At 70.4% G+C, this 23,232-nt stretch carries 23 protein-coding genes; 12 read left to right on the top strand and 11 right to left on the bottom strand.

Going from position 1 to position 23,232, the window contains the following annotated elements; translation table 11 throughout:
- Positions 1-155: 155 nt before the first annotated feature.
- Both ACIBQ1_RS03290 and ACIBQ1_RS03285 read right to left on the bottom strand, forming a co-directional pair.
- Positions 156-992: a siderophore-interacting protein gene (locus tag ACIBQ1_RS03290; protein WP_397274304.1), complete on the bottom strand. Its 837-nt coding sequence runs from the start codon at positions 990-992 to the stop codon at positions 156-158.
- A gap of 95 nt (positions 993-1,087) precedes the next feature.
- The gene (locus ACIBQ1_RS03285) at positions 1,088-2,065 is read right to left on the bottom strand and encodes an alpha/beta hydrolase (protein ID WP_397274303.1); all 978 of its coding nucleotides are present in this window, start codon (positions 2,063-2,065) and stop codon (positions 1,088-1,090) included.
- A gap of 106 nt (positions 2,066-2,171) precedes the next feature.
- On the opposite strand from ACIBQ1_RS03285, the gene ACIBQ1_RS03280 reads away from it, so the two are divergent.
- The 4 genes from ACIBQ1_RS03280 (at position 2,172) to ACIBQ1_RS03265 (ending at position 5,008) form a co-directional block, all read left to right on the top strand.
- A complete protein-coding gene (locus ACIBQ1_RS03280) occupies positions 2,172-2,567 on the top strand; it encodes a hypothetical protein (protein ID WP_397274301.1) in 396 nt (131 codons plus the stop codon).
- A gap of 125 nt (positions 2,568-2,692) precedes the next feature.
- Positions 2,693-3,478, top strand: a complete 786-nt coding sequence (locus tag ACIBQ1_RS03275) for an ABC transporter permease (RefSeq protein WP_397274554.1) — start codon at positions 2,693-2,695, stop codon at positions 3,476-3,478.
- Entirely contained in the window at positions 3,471-4,259 is a 789-nt protein-coding gene (locus ACIBQ1_RS03270; protein ID WP_397274300.1) for an ABC transporter permease, read from the top strand. Before ACIBQ1_RS03275 ends, ACIBQ1_RS03270 begins: the two co-directional genes overlap by 8 nt.
- A 2-nt stretch (positions 4,260-4,261) precedes the next feature.
- Positions 4,262-5,008, top strand: a complete 747-nt coding sequence (locus ACIBQ1_RS03265; protein ID WP_397274299.1) for an ATP-binding cassette domain-containing protein — start codon at positions 4,262-4,264, stop codon at positions 5,006-5,008.
- On the opposite strand, the gene ACIBQ1_RS03260 is transcribed toward ACIBQ1_RS03265, so the two are convergent.
- Positions 5,002-5,484, bottom strand: a complete 483-nt coding sequence (locus ACIBQ1_RS03260) for a hypothetical protein (protein WP_397274298.1) — start codon at positions 5,482-5,484, stop codon at positions 5,002-5,004. The two genes, ACIBQ1_RS03265 and ACIBQ1_RS03260, sit on opposite strands and share 7 nt — an antisense overlap.
- Positions 5,485-5,604: 120 nt before the next feature.
- On the opposite strand from ACIBQ1_RS03260, the gene ACIBQ1_RS03255 reads away from it, so the two are divergent.
- Positions 5,605-6,174 (top strand): MFS transporter, encoded by a 570-nt coding sequence (locus ACIBQ1_RS03255; RefSeq protein WP_397274296.1) that lies wholly within the window; start codon positions 5,605-5,607, stop codon positions 6,172-6,174.
- A 48-nt stretch (positions 6,175-6,222) separates the two neighbouring features.
- On the top strand, positions 6,223-6,951 hold the full coding sequence (locus ACIBQ1_RS03250) for a YcnI family protein (protein WP_397274295.1): 729 nt from the start codon (positions 6,223-6,225) through the stop codon (positions 6,949-6,951).
- Positions 6,952-7,039: 88 nt separating this feature from the next.
- Here the strand turns inward: ACIBQ1_RS03250 and ACIBQ1_RS03245 are convergent, their stop codons facing one another.
- The 3 genes from ACIBQ1_RS03245 to ACIBQ1_RS03235 are packed head-to-tail and all read right to left on the bottom strand — an operon-like array spanning position 7,040 to position 10,174.
- On the bottom strand, positions 7,040-8,041 hold the full coding sequence (locus ACIBQ1_RS03245; protein ID WP_397274294.1) for an ABC transporter permease: 1,002 nt from the start codon (positions 8,039-8,041) through the stop codon (positions 7,040-7,042).
- Positions 8,028-9,014 carry an ATP-binding cassette domain-containing protein gene (locus ACIBQ1_RS03240; protein ID WP_397274293.1) on the bottom strand — a complete coding sequence of 329 codons (987 nt, stop codon included), beginning with the start codon at positions 9,012-9,014 and terminating at the stop codon, positions 8,028-8,030. Before ACIBQ1_RS03240 ends, ACIBQ1_RS03245 begins: the two co-directional genes overlap by 14 nt.
- Positions 9,011-10,174: an outer membrane lipoprotein carrier protein LolA gene (locus tag ACIBQ1_RS03235; RefSeq protein WP_397274291.1), complete on the bottom strand. Its 1,164-nt coding sequence runs from the start codon at positions 10,172-10,174 to the stop codon at positions 9,011-9,013. Before ACIBQ1_RS03235 ends, ACIBQ1_RS03240 begins: the two co-directional genes overlap by 4 nt.
- Before the next feature lie 490 nt (positions 10,175-10,664).
- Here ACIBQ1_RS03235 and ACIBQ1_RS03230 point away from each other — a divergent pair, with 490 nt between their 5' ends.
- Positions 10,665-11,339, top strand: coding sequence for a response regulator transcription factor (locus ACIBQ1_RS03230; RefSeq protein WP_397274290.1), 675 nt, complete (start codon positions 10,665-10,667; stop codon positions 11,337-11,339).
- Positions 11,332-12,678, top strand: coding sequence for a sensor histidine kinase (locus ACIBQ1_RS03225; RefSeq protein WP_397274289.1), 1,347 nt, complete (start codon positions 11,332-11,334; stop codon positions 12,676-12,678). The genes ACIBQ1_RS03230 and ACIBQ1_RS03225 overlap by 8 nt, the downstream gene beginning before the upstream one ends.
- A gap of 34 nt (positions 12,679-12,712) precedes the next feature.
- Here the strand turns inward: ACIBQ1_RS03225 and ACIBQ1_RS03220 are convergent, their stop codons facing one another.
- On the bottom strand, positions 12,713-13,582 hold the full coding sequence (locus tag ACIBQ1_RS03220; protein WP_397274288.1) for a LysR family transcriptional regulator: 870 nt from the start codon (positions 13,580-13,582) through the stop codon (positions 12,713-12,715).
- A gap of 268 nt (positions 13,583-13,850) precedes the next feature.
- On the opposite strand from ACIBQ1_RS03220, the gene ACIBQ1_RS03215 reads away from it, so the two are divergent.
- Positions 13,851-15,188, top strand: a complete 1,338-nt coding sequence (locus ACIBQ1_RS03215) for a neutral zinc metallopeptidase (protein WP_397274287.1) — start codon at positions 13,851-13,853, stop codon at positions 15,186-15,188.
- A gap of 174 nt (positions 15,189-15,362) precedes the next feature.
- A complete protein-coding gene (locus tag ACIBQ1_RS03210) occupies positions 15,363-16,907 on the top strand; it encodes an LCP family protein (protein ID WP_397274286.1) in 1,545 nt (514 codons plus the stop codon).
- Positions 16,908-17,056: 149 nt separating this feature from the next.
- Here the strand turns inward: ACIBQ1_RS03210 and ACIBQ1_RS03205 are convergent, their stop codons facing one another.
- Entirely contained in the window at positions 17,057-19,093 is a 2,037-nt protein-coding gene (locus ACIBQ1_RS03205) for a spermidine synthase (protein ID WP_397274285.1), read from the bottom strand.
- Between the two features lie 183 nt (positions 19,094-19,276).
- Between ACIBQ1_RS03205 and ACIBQ1_RS03200 the strand changes: the two genes are divergently transcribed.
- Positions 19,277-20,635 (top strand): S8 family serine peptidase, encoded by a 1,359-nt coding sequence (locus ACIBQ1_RS03200; RefSeq protein WP_397274284.1) that lies wholly within the window; start codon positions 19,277-19,279, stop codon positions 20,633-20,635.
- Positions 20,636-20,645: 10 nt separating this feature from the next.
- On the opposite strand, the gene ACIBQ1_RS03195 is transcribed toward ACIBQ1_RS03200, so the two are convergent.
- Both ACIBQ1_RS03195 and ACIBQ1_RS03190 read right to left on the bottom strand, forming a co-directional pair.
- The gene (locus tag ACIBQ1_RS03195; protein WP_397274283.1) at positions 20,646-21,371 is read right to left on the bottom strand and encodes an ABC transporter permease; all 726 of its coding nucleotides are present in this window, start codon (positions 21,369-21,371) and stop codon (positions 20,646-20,648) included.
- On the bottom strand, positions 21,371-22,126 hold the full coding sequence (locus tag ACIBQ1_RS03190; RefSeq protein ID WP_397274282.1) for an ABC transporter ATP-binding protein: 756 nt from the start codon (positions 22,124-22,126) through the stop codon (positions 21,371-21,373). The genes ACIBQ1_RS03195 and ACIBQ1_RS03190 overlap by 1 nt, the downstream gene beginning before the upstream one ends.
- Before the next feature lie 66 nt (positions 22,127-22,192).
- On the opposite strand from ACIBQ1_RS03190, the gene ACIBQ1_RS03185 reads away from it, so the two are divergent.
- Positions 22,193-22,873, top strand: coding sequence for a TetR/AcrR family transcriptional regulator (locus tag ACIBQ1_RS03185; protein ID WP_397274281.1), 681 nt, complete (start codon positions 22,193-22,195; stop codon positions 22,871-22,873).
- Here ACIBQ1_RS03185 and ACIBQ1_RS03180 read toward each other — a convergent pair.
- A complete protein-coding gene (locus ACIBQ1_RS03180; protein ID WP_397274280.1) occupies positions 22,811-23,122 on the bottom strand; it encodes a DUF4190 domain-containing protein in 312 nt (103 codons plus the stop codon). The genes ACIBQ1_RS03185 and ACIBQ1_RS03180 overlap by 63 nt on opposite strands.
- Positions 23,123-23,232: the final 110 nt, after the last annotated feature.

Genomic DNA, 23,232 nt, shown 5'->3' with positions numbered 1-23,232 from the left:
CGGCAAACACACTGTGGCCGGATCCGCGGAGGCTTTCCGCATGTCCGTCATAAGAGGTATTGCAGGTAAGGTCTTCGTTCCTCTGGGGTCAGTAAGTGCTGGGGTTCAGCGGTCTGAAGTGGTGTTCTGGCTCTGACGTTTCCCGCGAGAACGATCTAGGAAGCGATCGCGGCGTCTTCCTCGGCCTCGACCTGACGGTTCCAGTCGCGCTTCATCTGGCGCCACGCCTCGTCGTCGGCGCCCGTCCGCCAGTAGCCGGAGATGGACAGCCGGTCCAGCCCGATCCCCCGCTCGACGCGCAGGTGACGCCGGAGCTCCTTCACGAAACCCGCCTCGCCGTGGACGAACGCGTGCACGTTCCCCTCGGGGAAGGCCAGCTCCCGCACCGCCTCGACGAGTTTCTCGCCCACGGGACGGCCGTGCCGGTAGAGCCACTCGATCCGCGCGTCGGCGGGCGTCTCCAGCTTCTGCTCGTCCTCGGGCGTGTCCACCTCGACCAGCACGTGCGCCTGCGCGCCGTCCGACAGGCACTCCAGGGAGGCGGCGATGGCCGGCAGCGCGCTCTCGTCGCCGATCAGCAGGTGCCAGTCGGCCTCGGGGTCGGGCGCGTATCCGCCGCCGGGGCCGAGCATGAGCAGGACGTCCCCGGGGACGGCCTGCGCGGCCCACGGTCCGGCCAGCCCCTCGTCGCCGTGCACCACGAAGTCGAGGGTCAGCTCGCGGCTGTCGGGGTCCCAGGCGCGTACGGTGTAGGTCCGCAGCCGCGGCCAGAGCTCGCGCGGCATCGTCTCGCGGCAGGTCTTCACGCTGAACGGAGTGGGGTATTCGACCCCTTCGTAGGGAAAGACCAGCTTGACGTAGTGGTCCGTCAGGCCGGTGGTGCCGAAGTCGTCCAGTCCGTCGCCCCCGACCACGACGCGGACCATATGCCGCGAGATCCACTCGGTCCGCAGGACGACGCCACGATGATGATCCGTGGGCTTCTCAGCCATGCACAGCCCCCTGACTTCAAGTTAGGTATACCTAACCTTACACGCCTCAAGCTGTCAGCGTACGCCGAGAACCGTAAAAAGGGCAGTGCCAAAATTCACGCCGCCGCGATGTCCCCCGCGGACGCGCGCCGGGCGGCCACCGCCCGCAGGAAGTGCGCCATGTGCCGGAAGGCCAGTCTCGCCTCGGGCAGCACGTCCGCCAGGATCGGGAAGACGTGCGGCATCCGGTTCCACTCTTCGTACCGTACCGGCACCCCGGCCTGCCGCGCCCGCTCGGCCACCCGTCTGGCCTCGTCCCGCAGCACCTCGGTCGAGCCGGTCACGATCATGAGCGGCGGCAGCCCCGTGAAGTCCCCGAGCACCGGGGAGACCAGCGGATCGCTCGGGTCGAGGCCCGAGGTCCATCGGCGGGCCAGCCAGCGCACCCGGCCGGACGGGAGCATGGGGTCCTGCCAGCGGTTCGCGTGCCGCGGGATGTCGGTCAGGTCGGCCCACGGCGACAGGCAGATCGCCGCGCCGGGCATCGGCAGCTTCCGGTCCCGCAGCGCCAGCAACGTCGCCAGCGTGAGGTGGCCCCCGGCGGAGTCCCCCGCCAGGATGACGTCCCCGGGCGGGTGGCCGCGGCTCAGCAGGCAGTCGTACGCGTCCACCGCGTCGGCCAGCGAGTCCGACAGCCTGTACACCGGCCCCTGCCGGTAGTCGAGCGCCAGCACGGGTCGCCGAGCCGCCACCGACAGCCTCCAGGTGATGGACCGGTGGGTACGCGGCGAGCACGAGAAGTAGCCGCCGCCGTGGAAGTAGAGCACCGCCTTGCCCTCGTCGAGCTTCGGCCCTCCGCGCACCCACTCGCCCTGGCACGCCGAGAACTCCTCGGGCTCGATCGTGACGTGTTCGGGCTGGGGGACGCGTACCAGGCGGCCGAGCTCACCGAGCCGGGCCGCGCACACGAGGGCCAGCGGATGGCGCATCAGCACGGTGGACGCCGGCTTCAAGGTGCCCCACATCAGGCTCGTCAGGGCGCGGGCTTGCCAGCTCAAGGGATAGTCGGGGACCACGTCCCGGTCGATGTCCATATCGGCCCTCCGATGAATCTCCTTCCCCGGATGAAGATCCTCCTACCGGCCAGTAAGTATCTCATCTCTTACCTGGATATTTCGGTGCTGTGACACGCTGTCCAATATGGCCGGATACTCGGGCACACCGCTGCCGCGCAAGCTCGGCGTCAAGCCGGGACACCAGGTGCTCGCCGTCGATGCCCCCGACGGCCTCGACCTGGGCGAGCCCGCCGCCGAGGTGCACCGGACCCCGGCCGGCGGACCGTACGACGTCATACTGGTCTTCTGCCCCGACGCGGCGGCCCTTCACGAGGCGTTCCCGCCCGCCCTGGCCCTGCTGGCGAAGAGCGGCGGCCTGTGGGTGTGCTGGCCGAAACGCGCCAGCAAGGTGCCCACGGACCTCTCCGAGAACCCGATCCGCGACTACGGCCTGTCCATGGGGCTGGTGGACAACAAGGTGGCCGCGATCGACGACACCTGGTCGGGCCTTCGCTTCGTCTACCGCCTCACCGACCGTTGAGCGATTAATTGCGTTGCGGGGCCCGTAGCCCCCAACGCATAATTCCATGCTTCCCAACGCCAGACCCGTGCGCGGGTCCGTACACGGTTGGTCACCGTGTCCTCACCCTCCGGAGGTGCAAAACCATACCCCTCTATGCCCGGCTCGTCCGGTACGGCTTCCGCAAACACGCCACCTACGTCTGGGCCGCGGTCGCCGGCGCTTTCACCAACAGCGTCTTCGGCGTCCTTCGTGCCTACATCCTCATCGCGCTCTGGCAGGCCCGCCCCGGGCTGGCCGGCTACGACGTGACCGACGCCGTCACGTTCTGCTTCATCACCCAGGCGTTCATCGGCCCGATGCAGCTGTTCGGGGGCGGGCTCGGCATCCCCGAGCGCATCCGCAGCGGCGACATCGCGCTCGACCTGGTCCGGCCCGCCTCGCTCCAGCTCTGGACGCTGGCCGAGGATCTGGGCAGGGCCGCGTACCTGTTCCTGGTCCGCGGCATCCCGCCCATGCTGATCGGCGCGGCGGTGTTCGGCATCACGGTCCCCGCCGGGCCGGAGCAGTGGCTGGCGTTCCTGGCCGGCTTCGCCGTCGCGTTCCTGGTCGGCTTCGGCTGGCGCTACCTGGTGGCGCTGTCGGTCTGCTGGCTCCTCGACGACCGCGGCGTCGCGGTGGTGTCGATGCTCCTGACGACGTTCTTCTCCGGGATGATGGTGCCGCTGCACCTGTTTCCCGGCCGGCTCGGCGACCTGGTCATGGCGTTGCCCTGGGCGGCCATGGTCCAGCTGCCGACCGATCTCTACCTCGGCAAGGCCCCGGTCCTGGAGACGCTCGCGTTCCAGGCGTTCTGGGCGGCGATCCTGCTCGGGCTGGGGGCGCTCGGCACCATGGCGATCCGCCGCAAGGTGGTGATCCAGGGTGGTTAGGACCTACTTCCTGCTGCTGTGGACCTGGACCCGCGCGGCGGCCTCGTACCGGGTGTCGTTCGCGCTGATGACCCTGTTCGGCGCCCTCAGCTCCGCGGTGGACGTCGCCGTGATCCTGATCGTCTTCGCCAACACCACCACGCTCGCGGGATTCTCCCGCGACGAGGTCCTCTTCCTGTACGGCGCCGCCGGCGTGTCGTTCGCCATCTGCGACACGTTCGTCAGCAACATCGACCGGATCAGCCAGCACATCAAGGCGGGCACCCTCGACACGTTCCTGATCAGGCCGGTCAGCCCGTGGATCCAGCTCGCCGCCGACCGGTTCGTGCCCGCCAGGGCGGGCCGGATCCTGCAGGCGTGCGTCGTGCTCGGCTACGGCATCGGCGCGGTCGGCCTCGACTGGCGGCGGGCCTGGATGATCCCCGTCATGCTGGTCACCGGGATCGTCATCTTCGCGGCGATCTGGACGCTCGGCGGCGCGATCCAGTTCGTGCTGACCGACGCCCCCGAGGTGTCCAACGCCTTCACCTACGGCAGCGCCCAGCTCAACCAGTACCCGCTCAGCATCTACGGCCGCGACCTGGTCAGGGGCGTGACGTACGTGTTCCCGCTGGCCTTCGTCAACTGGCAGCCCGGCCTGTACGTGCTGGGCCGCGACGACCCGTTCGGCACGCCGGAGTTCCTGCGGTTCGCCGCGCCGGTCGCCGCGCTGGTCCTCGCGCTGCTGGCCGGGCTGGCCTGGCGGCAGGGCATCAGGCACTACCGATCCACGGGGAGTTGAGCATGATCGAACTTGACCGGGCCGGACGCTCGTTCAAGATCAAGAGGAATGTCGTCCACGCTGTGAGCGACCTGTCGTTCACCGTGGAGGCGGGAGAGTTCGTCGGCTACCTCGGGCCCAACGGCGCGGGCAAGTCCACCACGATCAAGATGCTCTGCGGCATCCTCACACCCACATCCGGCCGGGTCCGGGTGGCCGGGCTCGACCCGTCACGCCGGCGCACGTCGCTGGCGCGGCGGATCGGCGTGGTGTTCGGGCAGCGCACGACGCTGTGGTGGGACCTGCCGCTCGGCGACAGCTTCGAGCTGATCCGCCACCTGTACAAGGTGGACCGGGCCACGTTCAGGTCGCGGCTCGGCGAGCTGACCGAGACGCTCGACCTGGGCGAGTTCATGCGCACGCCGGTGCGCCAGCTCAGCCTGGGCCAGCGCATGCGGGGCGACCTCGCGGCGGCGCTGCTGCACGCGCCCGAGGTGCTGGTGCTCGACGAGCCGACGATCGGGCTGGACGTGGTCAGCAAGGCCGGCATCAGGGACTTCCTGCAGCGGCTGAACTCCGAGCGGGGCACGACCGTGCTGCTGACCACGCACGACCTCGGCGACATCGAACGCCTGTGCCGCCGGGTCATGGTGATCGACCACGGACGGCTGGCGTTCGACGGCACGCTCGACGACCTGATGGCCACCTCTCCCGGCCAGTCGAGCATCGAGGACGTGGTGACCCGCCTCTACACGGGCGGAGCTCAGTAGTAGCTGCCCTCCGGCGTGGCCTCGTAGTCCTCGTCGACGTCGTCGTACTGGCGCGACCAGCGCGACGGCATCAGCACGGGGATGAACAGCGCCACGCCGAGCAGGGCGAACACGCCTGACGTGAGCAGGGTTTTGGCGCCCCAGCCGGCGTCCCTGATGATCTGGTTGACCGACGGGGCGCTCGGGATGAGGGAGAGCGCCCTGTTCACGTCGAGCGCGTACACGACCGTCCAAGCCAGCAGCACCATCGACGGCACGAACGTCGCCAGCGGCGAGATCCGGCCCGCCACCACCAGCCCGAAAACCAGCCCGACGGCGGCCATCGCGCCCAGCGCGATCCACATCTTCTGGTTGTCCGGTGGGGTCGCCGCGGCATTGCCGACGGCCTGCTGAACGGCCCAGCCGCCACCCGCCAGCACGGCCGCGGTCACCACCAGCCCGACGAGGAAACCACCCAAGTGCCGCAACGTTCTCACCTCGATGTCAACGCGATCGGCACGACCCTAGCCCTAAATGCCCGTTTTGGACCAGCCAATGTGCACCTTTGTACTTCGGGTCTCAAGACTCACTGCCCCGTGAGAGCATGGAGCACACCCATGCGTGCGCACCTTCCCCTCAGGCTGGCGCGGACGGCCGCCTTCGCCGCCGTCTGCGTGGCTCTCGCCGTCTTCGCCCACGTGCTGGGCGGCGGCTCGGTGCCCGCGCCGTGGGTCGCCGGACTGGGGCTCGCAGGCGTGTCCGCGCTGGGGCTGGCGCTGTGCGGCAGGGAGCGCTCCGCGGCGACGATCAACGTCGTGCTGGTGGGGGCGCAGCTGGCGCTGCACGAGCTGTTCGCGGGCGACGGAGCCGCCTACTTCTCCGTGCGCGGGCTGTTCGAGCTGGGCGCCGGGGCGCACGGCCACGGCCAGGGCGGCCTGGCGGTCAACACCGGCATGCTGCTCACCCACGTGACGGCCACGCTGATCACGGGCCTGTGGCTGGCGCGCGGCGAGGTCGCGCTCTGGTCGCTGCTGCGCCTCGTCGGCCGCCGGCTCATGCTGCTCCCGGCGGTCGCCGTGCCGCCGTTCGCGCGGCCCAGCGCGCCGATCGTCCGGGCAAGGGTCGTCCCGCTCCAGCCGGAGTTCCGGCTCTGCGTGGCCAGGCGTGGTCCTCCACTTCCCGCCTGACCTTCTGACACCCCTTGTTTGTCCCCATTCACCAAGTGGAGTTCCCGCATGTCCTTCGTACGCCGCGCGGCGACCGTGCTCGCCGCCGCCACCGCTCTCACCGTCGGGCTCGCCCTTCCGGCCCTGGCCCACGTCACCATCCAGCCGGGCACCGCCGAGCAGGGCGGGTTCACCAAGGTCGCGTTCCGCGTGCCGAACGAGCGCGACGACGCCTCGACCGTCAAGGTCGAGGTCGCCTTCCCCACCGACCATCCGCTGGCGTTCGTGTCGGTCAAGCCCCTGCCGGGCTGGGACGTCAAGGTCACCCAGGGCAAGCTGCCCAAGCCGGTCAAGACCGAGTACGGCGACCTCGAAGAGGCCGTGACCAAGGTCGTGTGGTCCGGCGGCAAGATCAACCCGGGCGAGTTCCAGGAGTTCGAGGTGTCCATGGGGCAGTTGCCCAAGGACACGGACTCGCTGGTGTTCCCGACGAAGCAGACGTACTCGAAGGGTGAGGTCGTGGACTGGTCGGACGCGCCCAAGACAGACGGGACCGAGGCGGAGCACCCCGCCCCGACGCTCAAGCTGGTCCCCGCGAGCGGGGCCGACGAGCACGGCAGCATGGCCTCGGCCTCGGCCGCTCCGGCGGCCGCCACCGCTCCCTCGGTGACGCCGGTGGCGGCGGCCACGTCGACCTCCGACGGCACCGCCCGCCTGCTGGGCGGCGCCGGCCTCGTGGTGGGCGTCATCGGCGTCGTGATCGGCGCGCTCGGCCTGCGCCGCCGCCCCGCCGCCTGACGTTCCCCGCTTCCTGGGCCCCGCCTCCTGGGCCCCCGCCTCCTGAGCCCCGCGCCCCGGCCGTCCGCGGTCGGGGCGCTTTCGGGCGTCAGGACGTGATGTCCTTGCCGGAGAAGCGGGCCCAGGCGATCGAGCCGAACAGCGCGATGTACGCCCCGAACGCCAGCAGCCCGTCCCACAGGTCCCCGAAGTCGATCGGGCTGCGCAGCACGGCGTCGAAGTTCGTGAACTTGGACGGCAGCAGGTACGGCGTGATCGCGCCCAGCTCGGGGATCGCCCGGAGCACCTGGCAGACGATGATCAGCACCATGGTGGCCGCGATGGCCCCGATGGACACCTCGGTGAACGTCGACAGCGCCAGCGCGACCGCGGCCAGGGCGGCCATCCCGGCGCCGACGTACCCGACGGCGATGAGGATGCGCAGCAGCCCGTCGGCCATCGAGATCGTGGTGCCGGACAGCAGCGTCACGGGCCCGGCCGGGAAGAGGATCAGGCCCGTCAGCAGCGCCGTCAGAGCCACCACCGCGGTGACCGCGTACGCGAAGACGACCGCGTTGACGTACTTGACCAGCAGCAGCCGGGTGCGCCCCGCCGGGGCGGCCAGCAGGTAGCGCAGGGTCCCCGCCCCGGCCTCGCCCGCGATCGAGTCGCCGGCCACGACGCTGACGGCGACCGGCATCAGCAGCAGCACGAGGAACGAGAACGACACGAACGTCAGCATCAGGCTGTTGCCCACCACGTCCTGGACGATCCCGCCCATCCCCTCCTCGGAGGCGACGAGCCGCAGCGCCACGCCGATGACGATCGGCACGACGCCGAGCACGGCCAGCATCGTCAGGTTGCGCGGCCTGCGGAACGTCAGGCCCAGCTCCGAGCCGAGCAGCCGCCAGAACGCCCACACCCGCCCCACCGCGGGGGCGGGAGCGGAGGCGGGCGGCTCCGGCGGGCGCCGTTCGGCGGTGCGCATCGACTCCGCGACGGGCACCAGCCCGGGCGTGCGGCGCTCCTCCTGGGTCCCGGCCGCCGGACCTGAGGGGCCCGTGGTCCCGACGGCCGACCCCAGGGTCCCCGCCGTCTCAGCCGTCGACATCGAAGCCCTCCCCTGTCAGTCCCACGAACACGTCCTCAAGGCTCGGCCGCACCACGGCCAGCCCGCGGACGGCCACGCCCTCCCCCACCAGCGCGGCGTTGACGCGCTCCGGCGCGTGCCCGCCGAGCTCCGCCGTGACCTCCCCGCCCGAGGGCCGCACGTCGGCCAGGCCGAGCGTGCCGAGCACCCGCGCGGCGTCCGCCACGTCCGGCGTCTCCACCCGGATGCGCGTCACGAGCCCGCCGTTCAGCGAGGCGATCGTGCCCTGCGCCACGAGCTTGCCGGTACGCATGATCGCGGCGTGCGTGCACATCTGCTCCACCTCCGCCAGCAGGTGGGAGGAGACGAAGACCGTCGTGCCGTCGGCGGCTATCTCCTTGACCAGCGCGCGGACCTCGCGCGTGCCCTGCGGGTCGAGCCCGTTGGTGGGCTCGTCCAGGATGAGCAGCTCGCGCGGGCCCAGCAGGGCGGCGGCGATGGCCAGGCGCTGGCGCATGCCGAGCGAGTAGTTACGGAAACGCTTGCCGGCCGCGGCCGACAGGCCCACGCGGTCGAGCGCCTCGGCGATGCGCCGCTTGGCGGTCGCGCCGGGCGCGGTCGGGTCCGCGGCGTCGAAGCGCATCAGGTTGGCCGCGCCCGACAGGTACGGGTAGAAGGCCGGTCCTTCGACCAGCGCCCCCACCTTGGGCAGGGCCTGGGCCTGGGGCAGGTCGAGCACGGAGTACGCGCCCGACGTCGGCGCGACCAGGCCGAGCAGCATGCGGATCGTGGTGGTCTTGCCCGAGCCGTTCGGCCCCAGGAAGCCGAACACCGAGCCGCGCGGCACGGCCAGGTCCAGCGTGTCCACGGCGACCTGGCCGCCGCGGAAGCGCTTGGTCAGGCCCTCCGTGACGATCGCGAACTCCCCCGCGTTCACCCCCGGGGGCAGGGCCGCCCCGAAGGGCGCCCCTGCTTCCTGCGTGACGGTGGTCACTTGATGCCCGCCGCCTTGGTGATCTCCTCCGGGGTGACCGCGCCGACCAGGAGGCGGCCGTCGTCGGTCAGCAGGGCGGTGACGAGCTTGGTCTTGATCAGCTTGCCGGAGCCCCACGTGCCGCTCACCGGAGTGGCGGACTTCAGCACGCTGTCGACCAGCGCGCTCGGGTCACCGGTCATGTCACCGCGCGGGCCGCCCTGGCGCCCGTCCGACGGCGTCGCGGTCTTCAGGTCCGACAGCGAGAACGGCACGACTGCCACGGTCGTCCAGCCCTGCCCCACGACCTTCGTGTCGCCCGCGACGTCCTTGGCGTGCTCGGCGCGGTCCGCCGCCATGTCCTGCTCCATGCCGGCCCCGAGGGTCTTCTCCTCCACCTTGGCGCCCGCGGGCGGGGTGAAGGTGAAGTTCTCGGCCGCCGGCGGCGTGAACGTCACCTGCGTGAACCCGACCTGGAACGCCGGCTCGGCCGACCCCTTGGCGAACACCTGCACCTGCAGCGGGACGTACGTCTCGCCGTCGAGGGCGATGCGGATCTCCTGGACGAGCGAGCCCGCGTCCTTGGGCGCCAGCACGAGCTGGTAGACCGGCCGGCCCGCCACCTCGGCGGTGTTGATCACGCGCACCGCCGTGTGCTGTCCGGCGTTGGCCAGCAGCCGCTCGGCCACCTGCTGCGGCGTCACGTCGGTCGGCTGCGGCGTGGGCAGGCCCTGCTTGTGCTGCCCGGCCTCCTCCTTGATGGTCAGCCTGGTGGCCGTGTTGGTGGCGCTCTCCCAGTACCAGGCCGTGTCGCCGTTGACGATCAGGTTGGTCTCGTTCAGCTGGGTCGGCAGGGCCACCCGCATCTTGCCCTCGCCGCCGTACCAGACCTTCACCTCGTGCGAGCCGGACAGCAGGCTCAGCGGCGACGCCTCACCGGTCTGCGGCAGCGCCGGCAGGCCGAGCGAGGCCGTCTGCTGCACCGTGCCGGACATCGGCGCGATGCCGCCTTCCTTGCTGGTCGCCGCCGCGGCGTCGGCCAGCAGCTGCTGTGCCGACCGCTCCGGCAGCACGGGGGCGCCGCTCACCGCGGCTATGACGGGGCCGGCGCCGATCGCGGCTCCGATCACGGCCGCAGCCGCGATCGGCACTCCCCACCTCACGAACGTGCCTCTGCGCATCTCACTCCTTAACGGTATGTCGATGTTCAGAGCCTGCGCGATGCATCCTTAGGCGGACCTGAGACTGTCTGAGACGGCTCTCAGTCACGACACGTTTCCGCTGGTAGACGCATGATCGCCGGTGTGCGTCCCCTGTGCGGACTCACCATCGCCGCGTCCTGCCGCGCCCAGACCGTGTTCCTGAGCCACGTCGTCTCCACCGGTGCTGGATTCTGATCGGACCGGGTCCTAGATCTTGGAAGCGAAAGCGACCCTCTGCCACGAACAGAGAGCCGCCTCGTCCCACTGGTCCTCGCCCACCGCATTACCCTCACAAGCGGTCTCCCGCAAGCGTACTGCTCACGGGAGGACACAGAAGACTGCCCGGCCGGCAGCCGCGCCCGCACCAGCTCCGCCCTTGATGTCATGCGCGCCGGTTCGGTCTGGGCAGTCTGAGACGGTTCTCAGTCTTCTCAGCGTTGTCTCAGGGCGAGGACGGGAGAATTGCCACATGAGAGTGCTTGTCGTCGAGGACGAGCGGCGGATGGCCGCCGCGCTCCAGCGGGGGCTCCAGGCTGAGGGGTTCGCCGTGGACCTCGCCCACGACGGCGAGGAGGGCCTGCACGCGGCCCGGCACGGTGACTACGACATCGTGGTGCTCGACATCATGCTGCCCAGGCTGTCGGGCTACAACGTGTGCAAGCAGTTGCGCGCGGAGGAGAACTGGGTGCCGATCCTCATGCTGTCGGCCAAGGACGGCGAGTACGACATGGCCGACGGGCTCGACCTGGGCGCCGACGACTACCTGACCAAGCCGTTCTCGTACGTGGTGCTGGTGGCCAGGCTCCGGGCGCTGCTGCGGCGCGACGCGGGGCGGCGGCCGTCGGTGCTGGTGGCCGGGGATCTGTCGCTCGACCCGGCCCGGCGCAGGGTCGAGCGGGACGGGAGCTCGATCGAGCTGACGCCGAGGGAGTTCGCGCTGCTGGAATACCTGATCCGGCGGCGCGACGAGGTCGTGTCGAAGGCGGAGATCCTGGAGCACGTCTGGGACACCTTCGACACCGACCCGAACGTGGTCGAGGTGTACGTGGGCTACCTGCGGCGCAAGATCGACGCCCCGTTCGGCAGGAACGCGCTCCAGACCGTGCGCGGCGCGGGCTACCGGCTGGCGGGCGACGGTGGCTGACTCCCCGCTCGTCTGGTGGCGGCGGCAGGGGCTGCGGTTCAGGCTCACGGTGGCGGCCGCCGCGGTGCTGGCGCTGGCGCTGGCCGTGTCGGCGTCGGTGCTGGTCAGCGTGCTGGAGCGGGCGCTGATGGACACGGTGGACGAGTCCACCGGGCAGACGGCGCAGACCGTGCGCGTGGCGGCCGACGCCGGGACGCTGACCAGCCCGATCACCACGCACGACGGCACGATCGTGCAGGTCATCGACGCCGGGGGGCGCATCACGCACGTCACGTACGGCACCGACCGGCTGGTGCCGCTGCTGGATGCCAAGGCCCGGGCCAAGGTGCTCAAGCGGGGGCAGGCCACGCTCCTTGACGGGCGGCCGTACGCGGTCCCCGGGTTCCTGCGGGTGATCGTGCTCAGCGCGGACCGCGGGCAGACCGTGATCGCGGCCCGGCCCATCAGCGAGATCCAGACCAGCCTGGTCACGGCCGGACGGGTGCTGCTGGTGGGCACGCCCGCGCTGATCGTGCTGCTCGCGGTGGCGAGCTGGCTCATGATCGGCCGGACGCTGCACCCGATCGCGGCGCTGCGCAGGGGCGCGGCGGACATCACGCACACGGCCAGGTCGCGCCGGCTGCCGGTGCCGCAGTCGCGTGACGAGGTGTACTCGCTGGCCACCACGCTCAACGACATGCTGGCCAGGCTGGAGGAGGCCGAGCAGCGCCAGCGGGCGCTGGTCTCCGACGCCGCGCACGAGCTGCGCAGCCCGCTGGCCAGCATCAGGCTGCAGCTGGAGGTCGCGCTGGGGCATCCCGAGGGTCAGGACTGGCGGGAGACCGCCGAGGGCGTCCTGGAGGACACGATGCGGCTGTCCAGGCTGGCCGAGGACCTGCTGGCGCTGGCCAGGCTGGACGAACGCGGCGGCGTGCCCGCCAGGCGGGAACCCGTCGAGCTGGACGAGGTGGTCCGCCAGACCGCCGACAGGTACGCCGAGGCGCGCCTGACGGTGTGCGACCCGGTCGTGGTGCGCGGAGACGCCCTCGACCTGAGCCGGGTGCTGACGAACCTGATGGACAACGCGGTACGCCACACCTCTTCCAAGGTCGAGGTGGCCTTGACCGCGGACGGAGTGCTGACGGTGACCGATGACGGGCCCGGCATCCCCGAACAGGATCGCGAGCGCGTCTTCAACCGCTTCACCAGGCTGGACTCCGGGCGCAGCCGCGATGAGGGCGGCGCCGGGCTGGGGCTGGCCATCGTACGCGAGACCGTGCGTGCGCACGGCGGCACGGTCGTCCTGGAGGACGCCGGGCCTGGGTTGCGGGCGGTGGTGCGGTTGCCGGTGGTCCGGTAGGGGGGTTATCGACTCTGGATCGTTCCTAATCGGGTCAGGCCGCTGTCCCCTTTTCTGCGGTGGCCAGGAAGTCCTGGGCGATCAGCGGCAGCCGCCGGCGGGCGTGCACGACGGCGATGACGCGCCGCACGGCCGGTTCGAGCGAGCGCACGACCAGTCCCGCGCGGCTGGCCTGTTCCGCCAGGCCGCGGTACCAGAGCAACGACGCCTGACCGGCGCGCACCGCGTTGAGCCAGCCGTTGCGCTCGTCGGTTTCGAGCACGACCACGGGGGTCACCGCGTACTTGCCGAACATCGCGTCCAACTCCCTGCGCCGCATGCTGCCGCGGGCCGGCAGCGCCAGGCGCATGCCGTGCAGCTTGCCCATCGGCACCGGATTGGGCAGGTCGAGCCCGGGCGGGGAGATCAGCACGATCTCCTGGCGCTCGAGCGGATGGGTGATCAGGTCCGTGGGGACGGGAAGATCGGTGAGCCCGAGGTCGGCCCGCTGATCTCTGATGGCGCTGACGACGGCGTCTCTGCCGTCGCAGCGGACGATGTGCACGCGTACTCCCGGATGCTCGGCCGAGTAAGCCGGGAGCAGCCGCCCGGCCAGGCCGGGTTCGAGGCTGGGCGTGGACGCGATGCGGAGCTCCGCTTCCGTGACGCCACCGTGGTTGGCCAGGCTCTCGATCTCGTGAACGGCGTCGAGTGCCTCCCTCGCCAGCTTGACCACGCGGCGGCCCTGCGCGGTGACGACCACGCCACGGCCTGAACGAGCGAAGAGCGTCATACCGAGCTCCCGCTCCAGATCGCGGATCGCGCGGGACAGCGCAGGCTGCGCGATGTAGAGCGATCTTGCCGCGTCGGTCATGGTGCGGTGCTCCGCAGTCGCGACCACATAGCGGAGCTGCTGGAGATTCATGCCAAAGAAGCTAGGGCAACGCCCGCCGCGCGGACCGGGAGATAACCGAGATCACCTCGAATGATTTCGGACCGTAACCGATCACTGCTACATCCGTGACGGGTGAGAAATCAGTATGCTTTTGCCCCAAATTTGGCAAGGGTCCGGCAAGTCGCGGGACAAAGCCATCGATTCCAGACAACCGGGTGAACGGGGAGACACGGTGACAGGGAACGGGCAATATCCACCCCCGCCACAGGGGCCAGGGCAGCCACAGAGGCCACCCTCGTTGCCATGGCCGCCGCCGAACTACCGCCAGCCGCAGGGCGGGCAGTCGTACCCGCCGCCGCCTCCCCCGCCTCCTCCGCCGCCGCAGGGCAATCCGTACCAGCAGGCGCCGGCGCACCCCCAGGGGCCGCCGTACCCGCAGCAGCAGTATCCGCAGGGCGGCCCGCAGTATCCGCCACCGCCGCCACCCTACGGGCAGCAGCAGTACCGCCAGCCGCCTCCCCCGCCTCCTCCACCGCCACCCCCGCCGCCTTTGCCACCGGCGCAGTGGGGGCCGCCGCAGCGCAGGAAGTCGGGGATGGGCGTCTTCGGCGTGCTCGGCGGCGTGCTCGGGGGGATCGCGGCGCTGTTCGTGCTGCTCGTCATCGGCTCGGCGCTGCTCAGGAGCGCGTCGAGGTCGGAGACGACGACGCCGGTCGCGATCCCGACGTACGAGCCCTCGGAGCGCGCCACCAGCGACCCGTTCCCGACCCGAACGCGACCGGCGGAGTCCGACCCGCCGGCGGAGTCCGACTCGCCGACGCAGCAGCCCACCCAGCAGCCCACCCAGGAGGAGACCAAGGAACCGGAGACGACCCCGACGCAGCAGCAGCCCAGGATCACGCTGAACACGAGCCTGAAGAGCAACACCATGTACCGGGCGGGCACGCTGCCCAGGCTGAGCTGCCCCGCCGGGAACGCCAACATCTTCAACCACAGCCAGCTCAAGGCGCTGATCCTGAAGACCGGCAAGTGCATGGACCGGGCGTGGGGGCCGATCCTGCAGAGGCAGGGCATCCAGTTCAGCGCGCCCAACTACGCCATCGCGGCCAAGCGGGGCCGGGGCGCGTGCGGCGACTACCCGTCGGCGGGGAGCATGGTGCCGTACTATTGCCCGCGCAACAACACGATCTACGCCTCCACCTCGGCCATGGCCCGGGGCAACGGCAACGCCCGCGGCTACGGCCAGATCATCTCCTGGCACGGCGGCATCATCAGCATGATGGCCCACGAGTACGGCCACCACATCCAGAACATCACGGGCCTGATGGACTCCTGGTGGCGCGCCACCCTCGACTCCTCCAGCCAGAGCGGCAAGCTCGCGCTCAGCAGGCGGCTGGAGCTGCAGGCGACCTGCTTCGGCGGCATGTGGATGCGGTCGGTGGCGTCGTCGTACCCGGTGAACATGTCCATGCGCGGCCGCCTGTACGCGTTCTACGGGCAGGTGGGCGACTATCCGGGGTGGCCGCGCGACCACGGCACGCCCGCGAACAACAACCGCTGGTTCCGGCAGGGCTGGGAGCGGGACAAGACGTTCCAGTGCAACACCTGGATGGCGCCTTCCTCGACGGTCTCCTGACACTTTTTACGAACTGCCATAAACCCGTAAAACGCGGCCCATCGTGCACGATGTGTTCATCTCAGGTTGGGCACATGTCTCTGATGTCCAGATATGGGGACTAGAATCCTGGCAATCTTGTGCCCAATGGGGGGCAACGACAGTTTTGCCTGGTAGGCGGGTAAGGAGCCGGGTGTGAGCAATCGCGATGGGGCAGAAATCATGCCAGGAGGCAAGAAACGGCGACCCCTTCGCCGTCCGCGTCCTGGCTCCTCATCCCCTCGCTTCGCCAAGCCCCTGACGACCGGCTCCGTACTCGGATGGACCGCCCTGTCCGCCATCGCGCCCGGCGCCGCACATCTGCGCGCCGGGCGTCGCCGTACCGGGCTGATCCTCCTCAGCGTGTACGCGGTGCTGCTCCTGTCGGCCCTGGCCTACGGATTGACCCGCAACCTGCAGAACCTCACCGCGTTCGCCGGCGACGGGATGATGGTCACCGTGATCGTCGTGGCCGCGGTCCTCGCGCTGGCCTGGTTCGCGGTGCTGGTGACCTCGTACGTCGCGCTCGGGCCCAACCGCCTCAACCAGCAGGGCCAGGTGCTGACCGGCATCCTCGTCGGGGTGCTGTGCGTGGCGGTGATGTCGCCGTTCGCCTTGACCGCCAACTACGTGCTAACCGCGCGGGAGGCGATCAAGCAGATCTTTCCCTCGGTGTCCGACCCCGAGGTCCCCGCCCCGGTCGAGGAGGGCGAGGACCCGTGGGGCGGCAAGGACCGGGTGAACTTCCTGCTGATCGGCGGCGACGCGGCCGGCAACCGCACCGGCGTGCGCACCGACAGCATGAACGTGGCCAGCATCGACCTCAAGACGGGCAACACCGTCCTGTTCAGCCTGCCGCGCAACCTGCAGCACGTGCGCTTCCCGCCGGCCTCGCCGCTGCACAAGCAGTTCCCGAACGGCTACATGGCCGAGCTCCCCAACGGCGGGCTGCTCAACGAGGTCTGGCAGTACGCCAACGACAACCCGCAGCTCATGGGCGGCAAGAACAAGGGCCCCAGGGCACTGATGGACGCCATCGGCTACACCCTGAACCTCAAGATCGACTACTACATGCTGATGAACATGTACGGCTTCGCGGACCTCGTCGACGCCATCGGCGGCCTCAAGATCCGGGTCGAGCAGGACGTCAAGTGGGGCGGCCACTTCGGCACGGCGGGCACCATCAAGGCGGGCTACCGGAAGCTGTCCGGCGAGCAGGCCCTCTGGTACGGCCGCTCCCGCGTCAACAGCGACGACTTCTCCCGCATGGCCCGCCAGCGCTGCGTCATCGGCGCCTTCGCCCAGCAGGCCACCCCCACCAAGATCCTCGCCAACTTCACCAGGATCGCCGGGGCGGCCAGGCGGCTGGCCCAGACCAACATCCCGCAGCACCTGGTGCAGCCGCTGGTGGAGCTGGCCGTCAAGGTCAAGGACGCCCGGATCACGAGCCTGCAGTTCGTGCCGCCGGAGTTCTACTCGGGGCGGCCCGACTGGGCCAAGATCCGCCTGGCCTCCAGGAAGGCGATCTCCGACTCCAACCGGCCCGCCCGCCAGGCCCAGACGGCCAACGTGAGCGCGTCGCCGAGCATCACGTCCACGACCTCGCCGACCCGCACGCAGCCCGCCACACCTACGCAGACGCCGACCAGGAACGCCCAGAAGAGCGGCGCCAAGTCCCTCGACGAGCTCTGCGGCCTCTGACCCCGTGGGGGGCGGCGCCCTTCGCCGCCCCCACCCACCACCGCCCGGCTCCGCCGCCGGCGCCGGACCCGCCTGAGCGCCCCGCCGACGCGGTCGGGCCGCGTGCGTGGGCGCAGGGCCCGCGGCGGGCCTCGGAAAGAGGCGTGGCCTCAGGCCGGGACCGACTTCCGGGGCAGCAGCACCATGGCGCCGAGATAGAGCACCGCCGCCACGATCAGCAGCCCCTTGTAACCGATCACCAGCGCCGCGTACTCCAGGCACCCGCCCACCATCGCCCCCAGCAGGTTCGCCCCGAACGAGGTCGTCGCGTCGGCCGTCTCGGCGAAGCGCTTGGCGAAGACGACGTTGGCGGCGAAGATCGGCAGGAACGCCACCGTCACCGCCGCCACCGCGCGCAGGGGCAGCGGGAGGGACAGGAGCCACGCGTTCGGCACCAGCCAGGCCAGCAGCAGGCCCGCCAGCAGCACGCCGTACATGACGGGCAGCGGCGGGGTGCGGAAGTGGCGGGTGACCTCGACGGCGGCGAGGACCGCGACCAGGACGCCGGCGAAGACGATCGCGTTGACCACCCACGTGGTGCCGAACAGCAGCGCGAACCCGGTCACGCTCTTCGTCTCCAGCAGCATGAACGCCACGCCCAGCAGGAACAGGTCCGCGTACGGCCGCATCCGCTCGTAGGGCCCGGCGACGACGCGGACGGCGAAGAGGCTGACGATGAGGATCAGGCCGAGCGTGATGATGTAGATCGGCGGGATCGTGGCGTCCTTGAGGTAGAGGAACGGCCGGTCGTCGTTGGCGGGCGGTGGGGTGCCGGCGGCGGCGCCGGGCCACTCGGAGGCGCAGCGCTGCGCGTCGGCCGTCACGCCCGCCGTGATCACGGCCTGCTGGCCGGCGGTGCTGACGACGTCGACGCACGGCTTGTGGCCGAACGCGCTCTGCATGGTGGAGGCGAGGCGGTCGACCAGCCAGCTCTCCCGGTAGTAGTTGTACATCGAGAAGGTGCCGCCCGGCTTGAGGTGGGCGCGGGCCGCCTTCATGGCCTCCTCGGTGAACAGGTAGCTCTCCAGTCGCAGCGAACTCGCCCCGGACACGAGGGTGAGCGAGTCGGGCAGGGCGAAGAGGATCAGGTCGTACTTGTCGCTCGTGCGCTCCAGGAAGGCGCGCCCGTCGGTGATGTGGGTGGTGACGCGCGGGTCGTCGTACGGCTTGTCGGGGTGGACCGAGCCGCCCAGCTCGCGCAGCTTGGGATCGATCTCCACGGCGTCCACCCGGTTCGCGCCCTTGGACAGCGCGATGGCCACGTCGGTGCCGCTGCCCGCGCCGACGATGAGCACGTCCTTGGGCGGCTTGGAGGTCCGCTCGTACGGCAGGCCGTACTGGGCCTCCCACTGCAGCCGGGCGGCGGCGGGCACGGCCTGCTGGTGCGGGATGCCGTTCACGGCGATGTCGGTGACAAGCACGCCGAGCTGCGTGAGCTGCCGCGCGGTGACCTTGTAGTACGGCGACCAGATGGCCCCGGCGGTCAGCGTCTCGGCCAGCAGCAGCCCCACCACGGCCAGCGAGGGCACGGTCACCAGGCCGAGGTAGAGCGAGCGCGGCCGGGGCGTGAGCAGCAGCCCGTAGCAGATGGCCGCGATCAGCCCCCAGAACACCGGCGGCGCGCTCAGGAACGACAGCGCCGTGAACGCGGCGATCCCGCTGAGGCTGCCGATCAGGTCGTAGCGGTAGGCCTCCAGCCGCGGCAGCTCGGGGAAGCAGCGCCCGACGAGCTCGGCCGGGCCCATGAGCACCAGCGCGGCGGCGCCGAAGATCACCGGCAGGATCAGCCATGCGGGCGGGCCGCTGGTGGACAGGCTCGTCCAGTACAGGACGCCCTCGGTGTTCCGGTCGACGGTCACCGGGAACGTCAGGACGACGGCGACCAGGACGGCGAGCACGACGGGCGAGTAGTACGGCTGCCGCCGCGACCGCCCCACGCGCAGGAAGCCGAGGCCGATGCCCAGGAACGAGCCGAGCAGGACGAAGTTGGTGAAATAGCTGAGGTGGACGATGTTGGATCCGGTCCACCGGATCAGCGCCAGCTCAAGGAAGAGCATGAAGGCGCTGGCGAGGACGAGCCTCGGCCGCACCGCCAGCCAGTGAGCTCTTTCTCCGTCGTCGACCGGCTTCTGCGCCTGGAGCGTCATGATTCGACACCGTAGTGAAGAGACGGGGAACACGGAAGCCTGACGCCCCGCAAGAAATGTCATCCGGTTCGCACTAATTACGGTATTTGCGCAGGTCAAACCACTGAAAGGCGCTGGACGCCGGGGCGGTGGATGGAGGAATCTTGGGGAGTTCGTTCCCCCTACGATATTCGGTGGTGACACATGCGGGTTCTGATCCAACTCCGCCCCTCCCCCGATCTGGTCGCGGCCGTCGCCGACCCGGGTCAGACCGCCACCACGGCCGACGTGGCCGACGGGCTGCCCGGGGTCGAGCTCGACTCCGCGTACGTCCCCGTGGCCGTCGCGCGGCCCGTCCCGGCGGCCGGGGGCGACCCCCTCTCGCTCAACCAGCCGCTCGACTTCTCGCTGGCCGCCGAGGACGCCTCCGTGCTGGTGCGCGGCACGATCTCGGACGACGAGCTGGCCTCCAGGGTCACGCTGCTGGCCGCGCGGCGGCCCGACGTGGTCGGCGTCTTCGCCGACCCGGTGATCGAGACCACGCGGACGTGCGGCGGCGACCCACCGGTCGGCACCTGGCATGACGTGGAGCGGCTGCTGAACGTGCCGGGGCTGAGCGCCGAGGGCCTCGACGGCAGCGGGGTGGCGCTGGCCGTGCTCGACACCGGGATCAACGCGGCCCACACCGCCAGACAGCTCGGCAGGGGCGTCACGCTGGACGCCGAGCGGTCGTGGAGCCCGCAGGGCGTGTCGGGCAAGGCGGGCGAGTTCGAGGTCGACCACGGGACGATGTGCGCGTTCGACACGCTCATCGCCGCTCCCCAGGCGTCGCTGATCGACATCCCGGTCCTGCTGTCCACGCGGCCCGGGGGCTCGGCGCTGGACGGGCTGCTGTCGGACGCGGTGTCGGCCTTCGCGCACCTGCGCAACGTGCTCGCCGCCCAGCCCGAAGAGACCAGGGCGCTGGTGGTGAGCAACTCGTGGGGCTCCTTCTCCCCCGAGTGGGACTTCCCCGTCGGGCATCCGGGCAACTACTCCGACAACGCCGCCCACCCGTTCAACCTGATGGTGGCCGAGCTCGACCGGGCGGGCGCGGACGTGCTGTTCGCGGCGGGCAACTGCGGCGGGCAGTGCCCCGACGGCCGGTGCGTCTACCCCAACCGGCCCATCGTCGGCGCCAATTCCCACCCGAAGGTCCTGTCCATCGGCGGCGTCGACATCAACGGGGAGCGGGTGGGCTACTCCTCGCAGGGGCCGGGGCGGCTGACCGCCCGCAAGCCCGACTTCTGCGCCTACACCCACTTCTCCGGGTCGAAGGCGTTCGGCGACGACGAGCCCGACTCGGGCACCTCGGCGGCGACGCCGGTGGCCGCCGGGCTCGTCGCCGCCGTCCGCACCCGGTGGCCGTCGACCAGGCTGTCGCCCACCCAGCTGCGGGCGCTGCTGCGGCGCACGGCCGAAGACCGCAGCGAGGTGGGCTTCGACTACGACTACGGCTACGGGAACATGGACCCGGCGGGGATCATCGCCGCGCTGCGGCGGCGCGTCAGGAGCGCGGCCTGACCCCGCTCGATCAGGCGTTCTCCCGGTTGAAGACCCTGGTCCCGACCGTGAGGCTGACCGCGGCGAACACCAGGGTCACCGCCACCCCCAGGCCCACGGTGCCCGTCAGGTAGTGCCCCGCGAACAGGTCACGCAGCGCCTCCAGCGCGTACCTGAACGGGCTGATGTGCGAGATGGCGTCGAGCCAGCCCGGCGCCATCGACATCGGCAGGAAGGAGCCCGACAGCAGGACCAGCGGGATCACCGCCGTGGACATCACGGGCGCGAACAGGTGCTCGTTCATCGTCAGCGCGATGGCGTACGACAGCGCGGCCAGGCTGGTCCCGAGCACGATCACCAGCACGAACCCGGCCGCCAGCCCCAGCGCGGGGGCCCGCAGGCCGAGGGCGAAGGCGATCACGAGGAGCAGCACCGTCTGGATCGTCATGGTGAGCGCGTTGTTGAGCACGCGCCCGAGCAGCAGCGCCAGCCGGCTGGCCGGAGTGACGCGCATGCGCTCCAGCACGCCGGAGCGCTTCTCGAACACCACCCCGAACCCGGCGAGCCCCATGCTCGTGAGCCCGAGCTGGATGATGAGGCCGGGAACGAGCGTCTCCCACGTGCCGAACGTGGTGAAGATGGGCCCGAACAGCACCAGGAAGAGCAGCGGCTGGATCGCCCCGAAGATGATCCCGACCTTCTGCCGCAGCGTGACGCGCACGCCGTGGCGGAACAGCACCCAGGTGTCGCGCAGCATCAGACTCCCTTTCCGGTGGACGCGGTCTCCTCGCGCAGCGATCTGCCGGTGATGTCCAGGAACACCTCGTCGAGCGTGCGCCCGCCGGTCTTGAGCTCGGCCGGGGCGCCCTCGGCCACGATCCGGCCGTGATCGATGATCACTATCCGGTCGCAGAGCGCGTCGGCCTCGTCCAGGTAGTGGGTGGTGAGGAAGACCGTCATGCCCTTCTCCAGGCGCAGCGAGCGGATGTGGTCCCACAGGTTGGCCCGGCTCTGCGGGTCGAGGCCCGTCGTGGGCTCGTCCAGGAAGAGCACGACGGGGTCGTGCAGCAGCGCGAACGCGATGTCGAAGCGCCGGCGCTGGCCGCCGGAGAGCGCCGCGCCCGGCTTCGACTCCAGGCCCGTGAGTTCGAGGCGCTCCAATGCCTCCCGCGTCCTGGCCTCCGCCCGCGCCCTGCTCAGGCCGTACAGCATGCCTTGGAGGGCGAGCTCGCCCTCCAGCGGCGACGTTGGCGGCACGCCGCCGTTCTGGGACACGTATCCGATGCGCCTGCGCACCTCCTTCGCCTCGCCGAGCAGGTCGTGCCCGGCCACCGTGGCGGTGCCGGACGTGGGGCGCAGCAGCGTGGTCAGCATGCGCATGGTCGTGGTCTTGCCGGCGCCGTTCGGACCGAGGAACCCGACGATCTCGCCGGGCTCGACCGCCAGGTCGACGCCTTTGACGGCCTCCACGCCGCCGTCGAAGGTCTTGCTCAGACCTGAAGTAGTGATCATTTCATCGCCTCCAAAATTAGAGTAGCCACAATTTTGGTGCGACTGCAAACTTGGTACGATGGAGGCATGCAAGAGGGGCTGCGGGAGCGGAAGAAGCGCCAGACCAGGCAGCGCATCGCCGACGTCGCGATGGGGCTGTTCATGACCAGGGGGTTCGACAACGTGACCGTGGCCGAGGTGGCGCGGACCGCCGACGTGTCGGTCAACACGGTCTTCAACTACTTCAGCACCAAGGAGGACCTGTTCGCCGACCGGCAGGACGTGGCCGTCGACCTGGCCCCGCGGGTGCTGCGCGAGCGCGGGCCCGGGGAGAGCGTGGTGCGGGCGTTCCGCCGAGACTTCCTCGACGCGCTCGGCACACGTGACTGGCGCTACGGGCTCAACGCGGGAGCCGACGTGTTCGCCAGGATCGTCGGCGAGGCCCCCTCGCTGGCCGCCAAGCTACGCGAGCTCGGCGAGGAGCGGCAGCGCGCGCTGGCGCAGGCGCTGGCCGACGAGCTCGAGGCCGACCCCGACGACCTGACGCCGCGGCTGGTGGCCTCTCACATCCTCAACACGACGCGCCTGCTCGGCGACTACTCCACCCGCAGGCAGCTCGCGGGCGAGGCGTGGGAGAGCATCGAGCCCGCCCTCCGGGCTCAGGCGGAGAAGGCCTTCGACCTGCTGGAGTCGGGCATCGGCGACCTACTGGCCGGAAAGGGAGCCGGTGATGGCCATGAGCCCGAACATCAGGACGACGAAGCCTAGAGTGACCATCATCAGGATCGAGCTGACGATGCCGCAGATGCGCCCGGCCTGCACCATACCGCGGTTCTCGAAGTAGTAGCCGCTCCCGTCGATCTCGCGCAGCACCTTGTTTCCCATCGACCAGGCGAAAGGGCCGAGGATCGTGCAGACCACCAGGCTCAGGATGCCCAGCACGAGGATGGTGGTCCCCTGGGGGTGGGTCTGGGGTGGCGGCCCGTAGTAGGAGGGACCGTAGTTCGGATAGGACATGGTCGCTCGGCGCCCTCACCATTCGTCGGTCAGGTGCGTTTTTATACCACAGATACCCTCTTGATCGCGTTGCGCCATCATGGTGGGGCACATGACCACGCCCCTTAGGA

This window comes from Nonomuraea sp. NPDC050153 (genome assembly GCF_044460125.1).
In the GTDB taxonomy this organism is placed as follows: domain Bacteria; phylum Actinomycetota; class Actinomycetes; order Streptosporangiales; family Streptosporangiaceae; genus Nonomuraea.
Note: the sequence above shows the minus strand (reverse complement) of the source record. Positions and strands in the feature narration are given on the sequence as shown.

What these genes read in the sequence shown, in the direction of transcription:
- ACIBQ1_RS03290 (WP_397274304.1), bottom strand. Translation starts at nt 992, where the DNA reads ATGGCTGAGAAGCCCACGGATCATCATCGTGGCGTCGTCCTGCGGACC.
- ACIBQ1_RS03285 (WP_397274303.1), bottom strand. Translation starts at nt 2,065, where the DNA reads ATGGACATCGACCGGGACGTGGTCCCCGACTATCCCTTGAGCTGGCAA.
- ACIBQ1_RS03280 (WP_397274301.1), top strand. Translation starts at nt 2,172, where the DNA reads ATGGCCGGATACTCGGGCACACCGCTGCCGCGCAAGCTCGGCGTCAAG.
- ACIBQ1_RS03265 (WP_397274299.1), top strand. Translation starts at nt 4,262, where the DNA reads ATGATCGAACTTGACCGGGCCGGACGCTCGTTCAAGATCAAGAGGAAT.
- ACIBQ1_RS03255 (WP_397274296.1), top strand. Translation starts at nt 5,605, where the DNA reads ATGCGTGCGCACCTTCCCCTCAGGCTGGCGCGGACGGCCGCCTTCGCC.
- ACIBQ1_RS03250 (WP_397274295.1), top strand. Translation starts at nt 6,223, where the DNA reads ATGTCCTTCGTACGCCGCGCGGCGACCGTGCTCGCCGCCGCCACCGCT.
- ACIBQ1_RS03245 (WP_397274294.1), bottom strand. Translation starts at nt 8,041, where the DNA reads ATGTCGACGGCTGAGACGGCGGGGACCCTGGGGTCGGCCGTCGGGACC.
- ACIBQ1_RS03235 (WP_397274291.1), bottom strand. Translation starts at nt 10,174, where the DNA reads ATGCGCAGAGGCACGTTCGTGAGGTGGGGAGTGCCGATCGCGGCTGCG.
- ACIBQ1_RS03230 (WP_397274290.1), top strand. Translation starts at nt 10,665, where the DNA reads ATGAGAGTGCTTGTCGTCGAGGACGAGCGGCGGATGGCCGCCGCGCTC.
- ACIBQ1_RS03220 (WP_397274288.1), bottom strand. Translation starts at nt 13,582, where the DNA reads ATGAATCTCCAGCAGCTCCGCTATGTGGTCGCGACTGCGGAGCACCGC.
- ACIBQ1_RS03205 (WP_397274285.1), bottom strand. Translation starts at nt 19,093, where the DNA reads ATGACGCTCCAGGCGCAGAAGCCGGTCGACGACGGAGAAAGAGCTCAC.
- ACIBQ1_RS03200 (WP_397274284.1), top strand. Translation starts at nt 19,277, where the DNA reads ATGCGGGTTCTGATCCAACTCCGCCCCTCCCCCGATCTGGTCGCGGCC.
- ACIBQ1_RS03195 (WP_397274283.1), bottom strand. Translation starts at nt 21,371, where the DNA reads ATGCTGCGCGACACCTGGGTGCTGTTCCGCCACGGCGTGCGCGTCACG.
- ACIBQ1_RS03190 (WP_397274282.1), bottom strand. Translation starts at nt 22,126, where the DNA reads ATGATCACTACTTCAGGTCTGAGCAAGACCTTCGACGGCGGCGTGGAG.
- ACIBQ1_RS03185 (WP_397274281.1), top strand. Translation starts at nt 22,193, where the DNA reads ATGCAAGAGGGGCTGCGGGAGCGGAAGAAGCGCCAGACCAGGCAGCGC.
- ACIBQ1_RS03180 (WP_397274280.1), bottom strand. Translation starts at nt 23,122, where the DNA reads ATGTCCTATCCGAACTACGGTCCCTCCTACTACGGGCCGCCACCCCAG.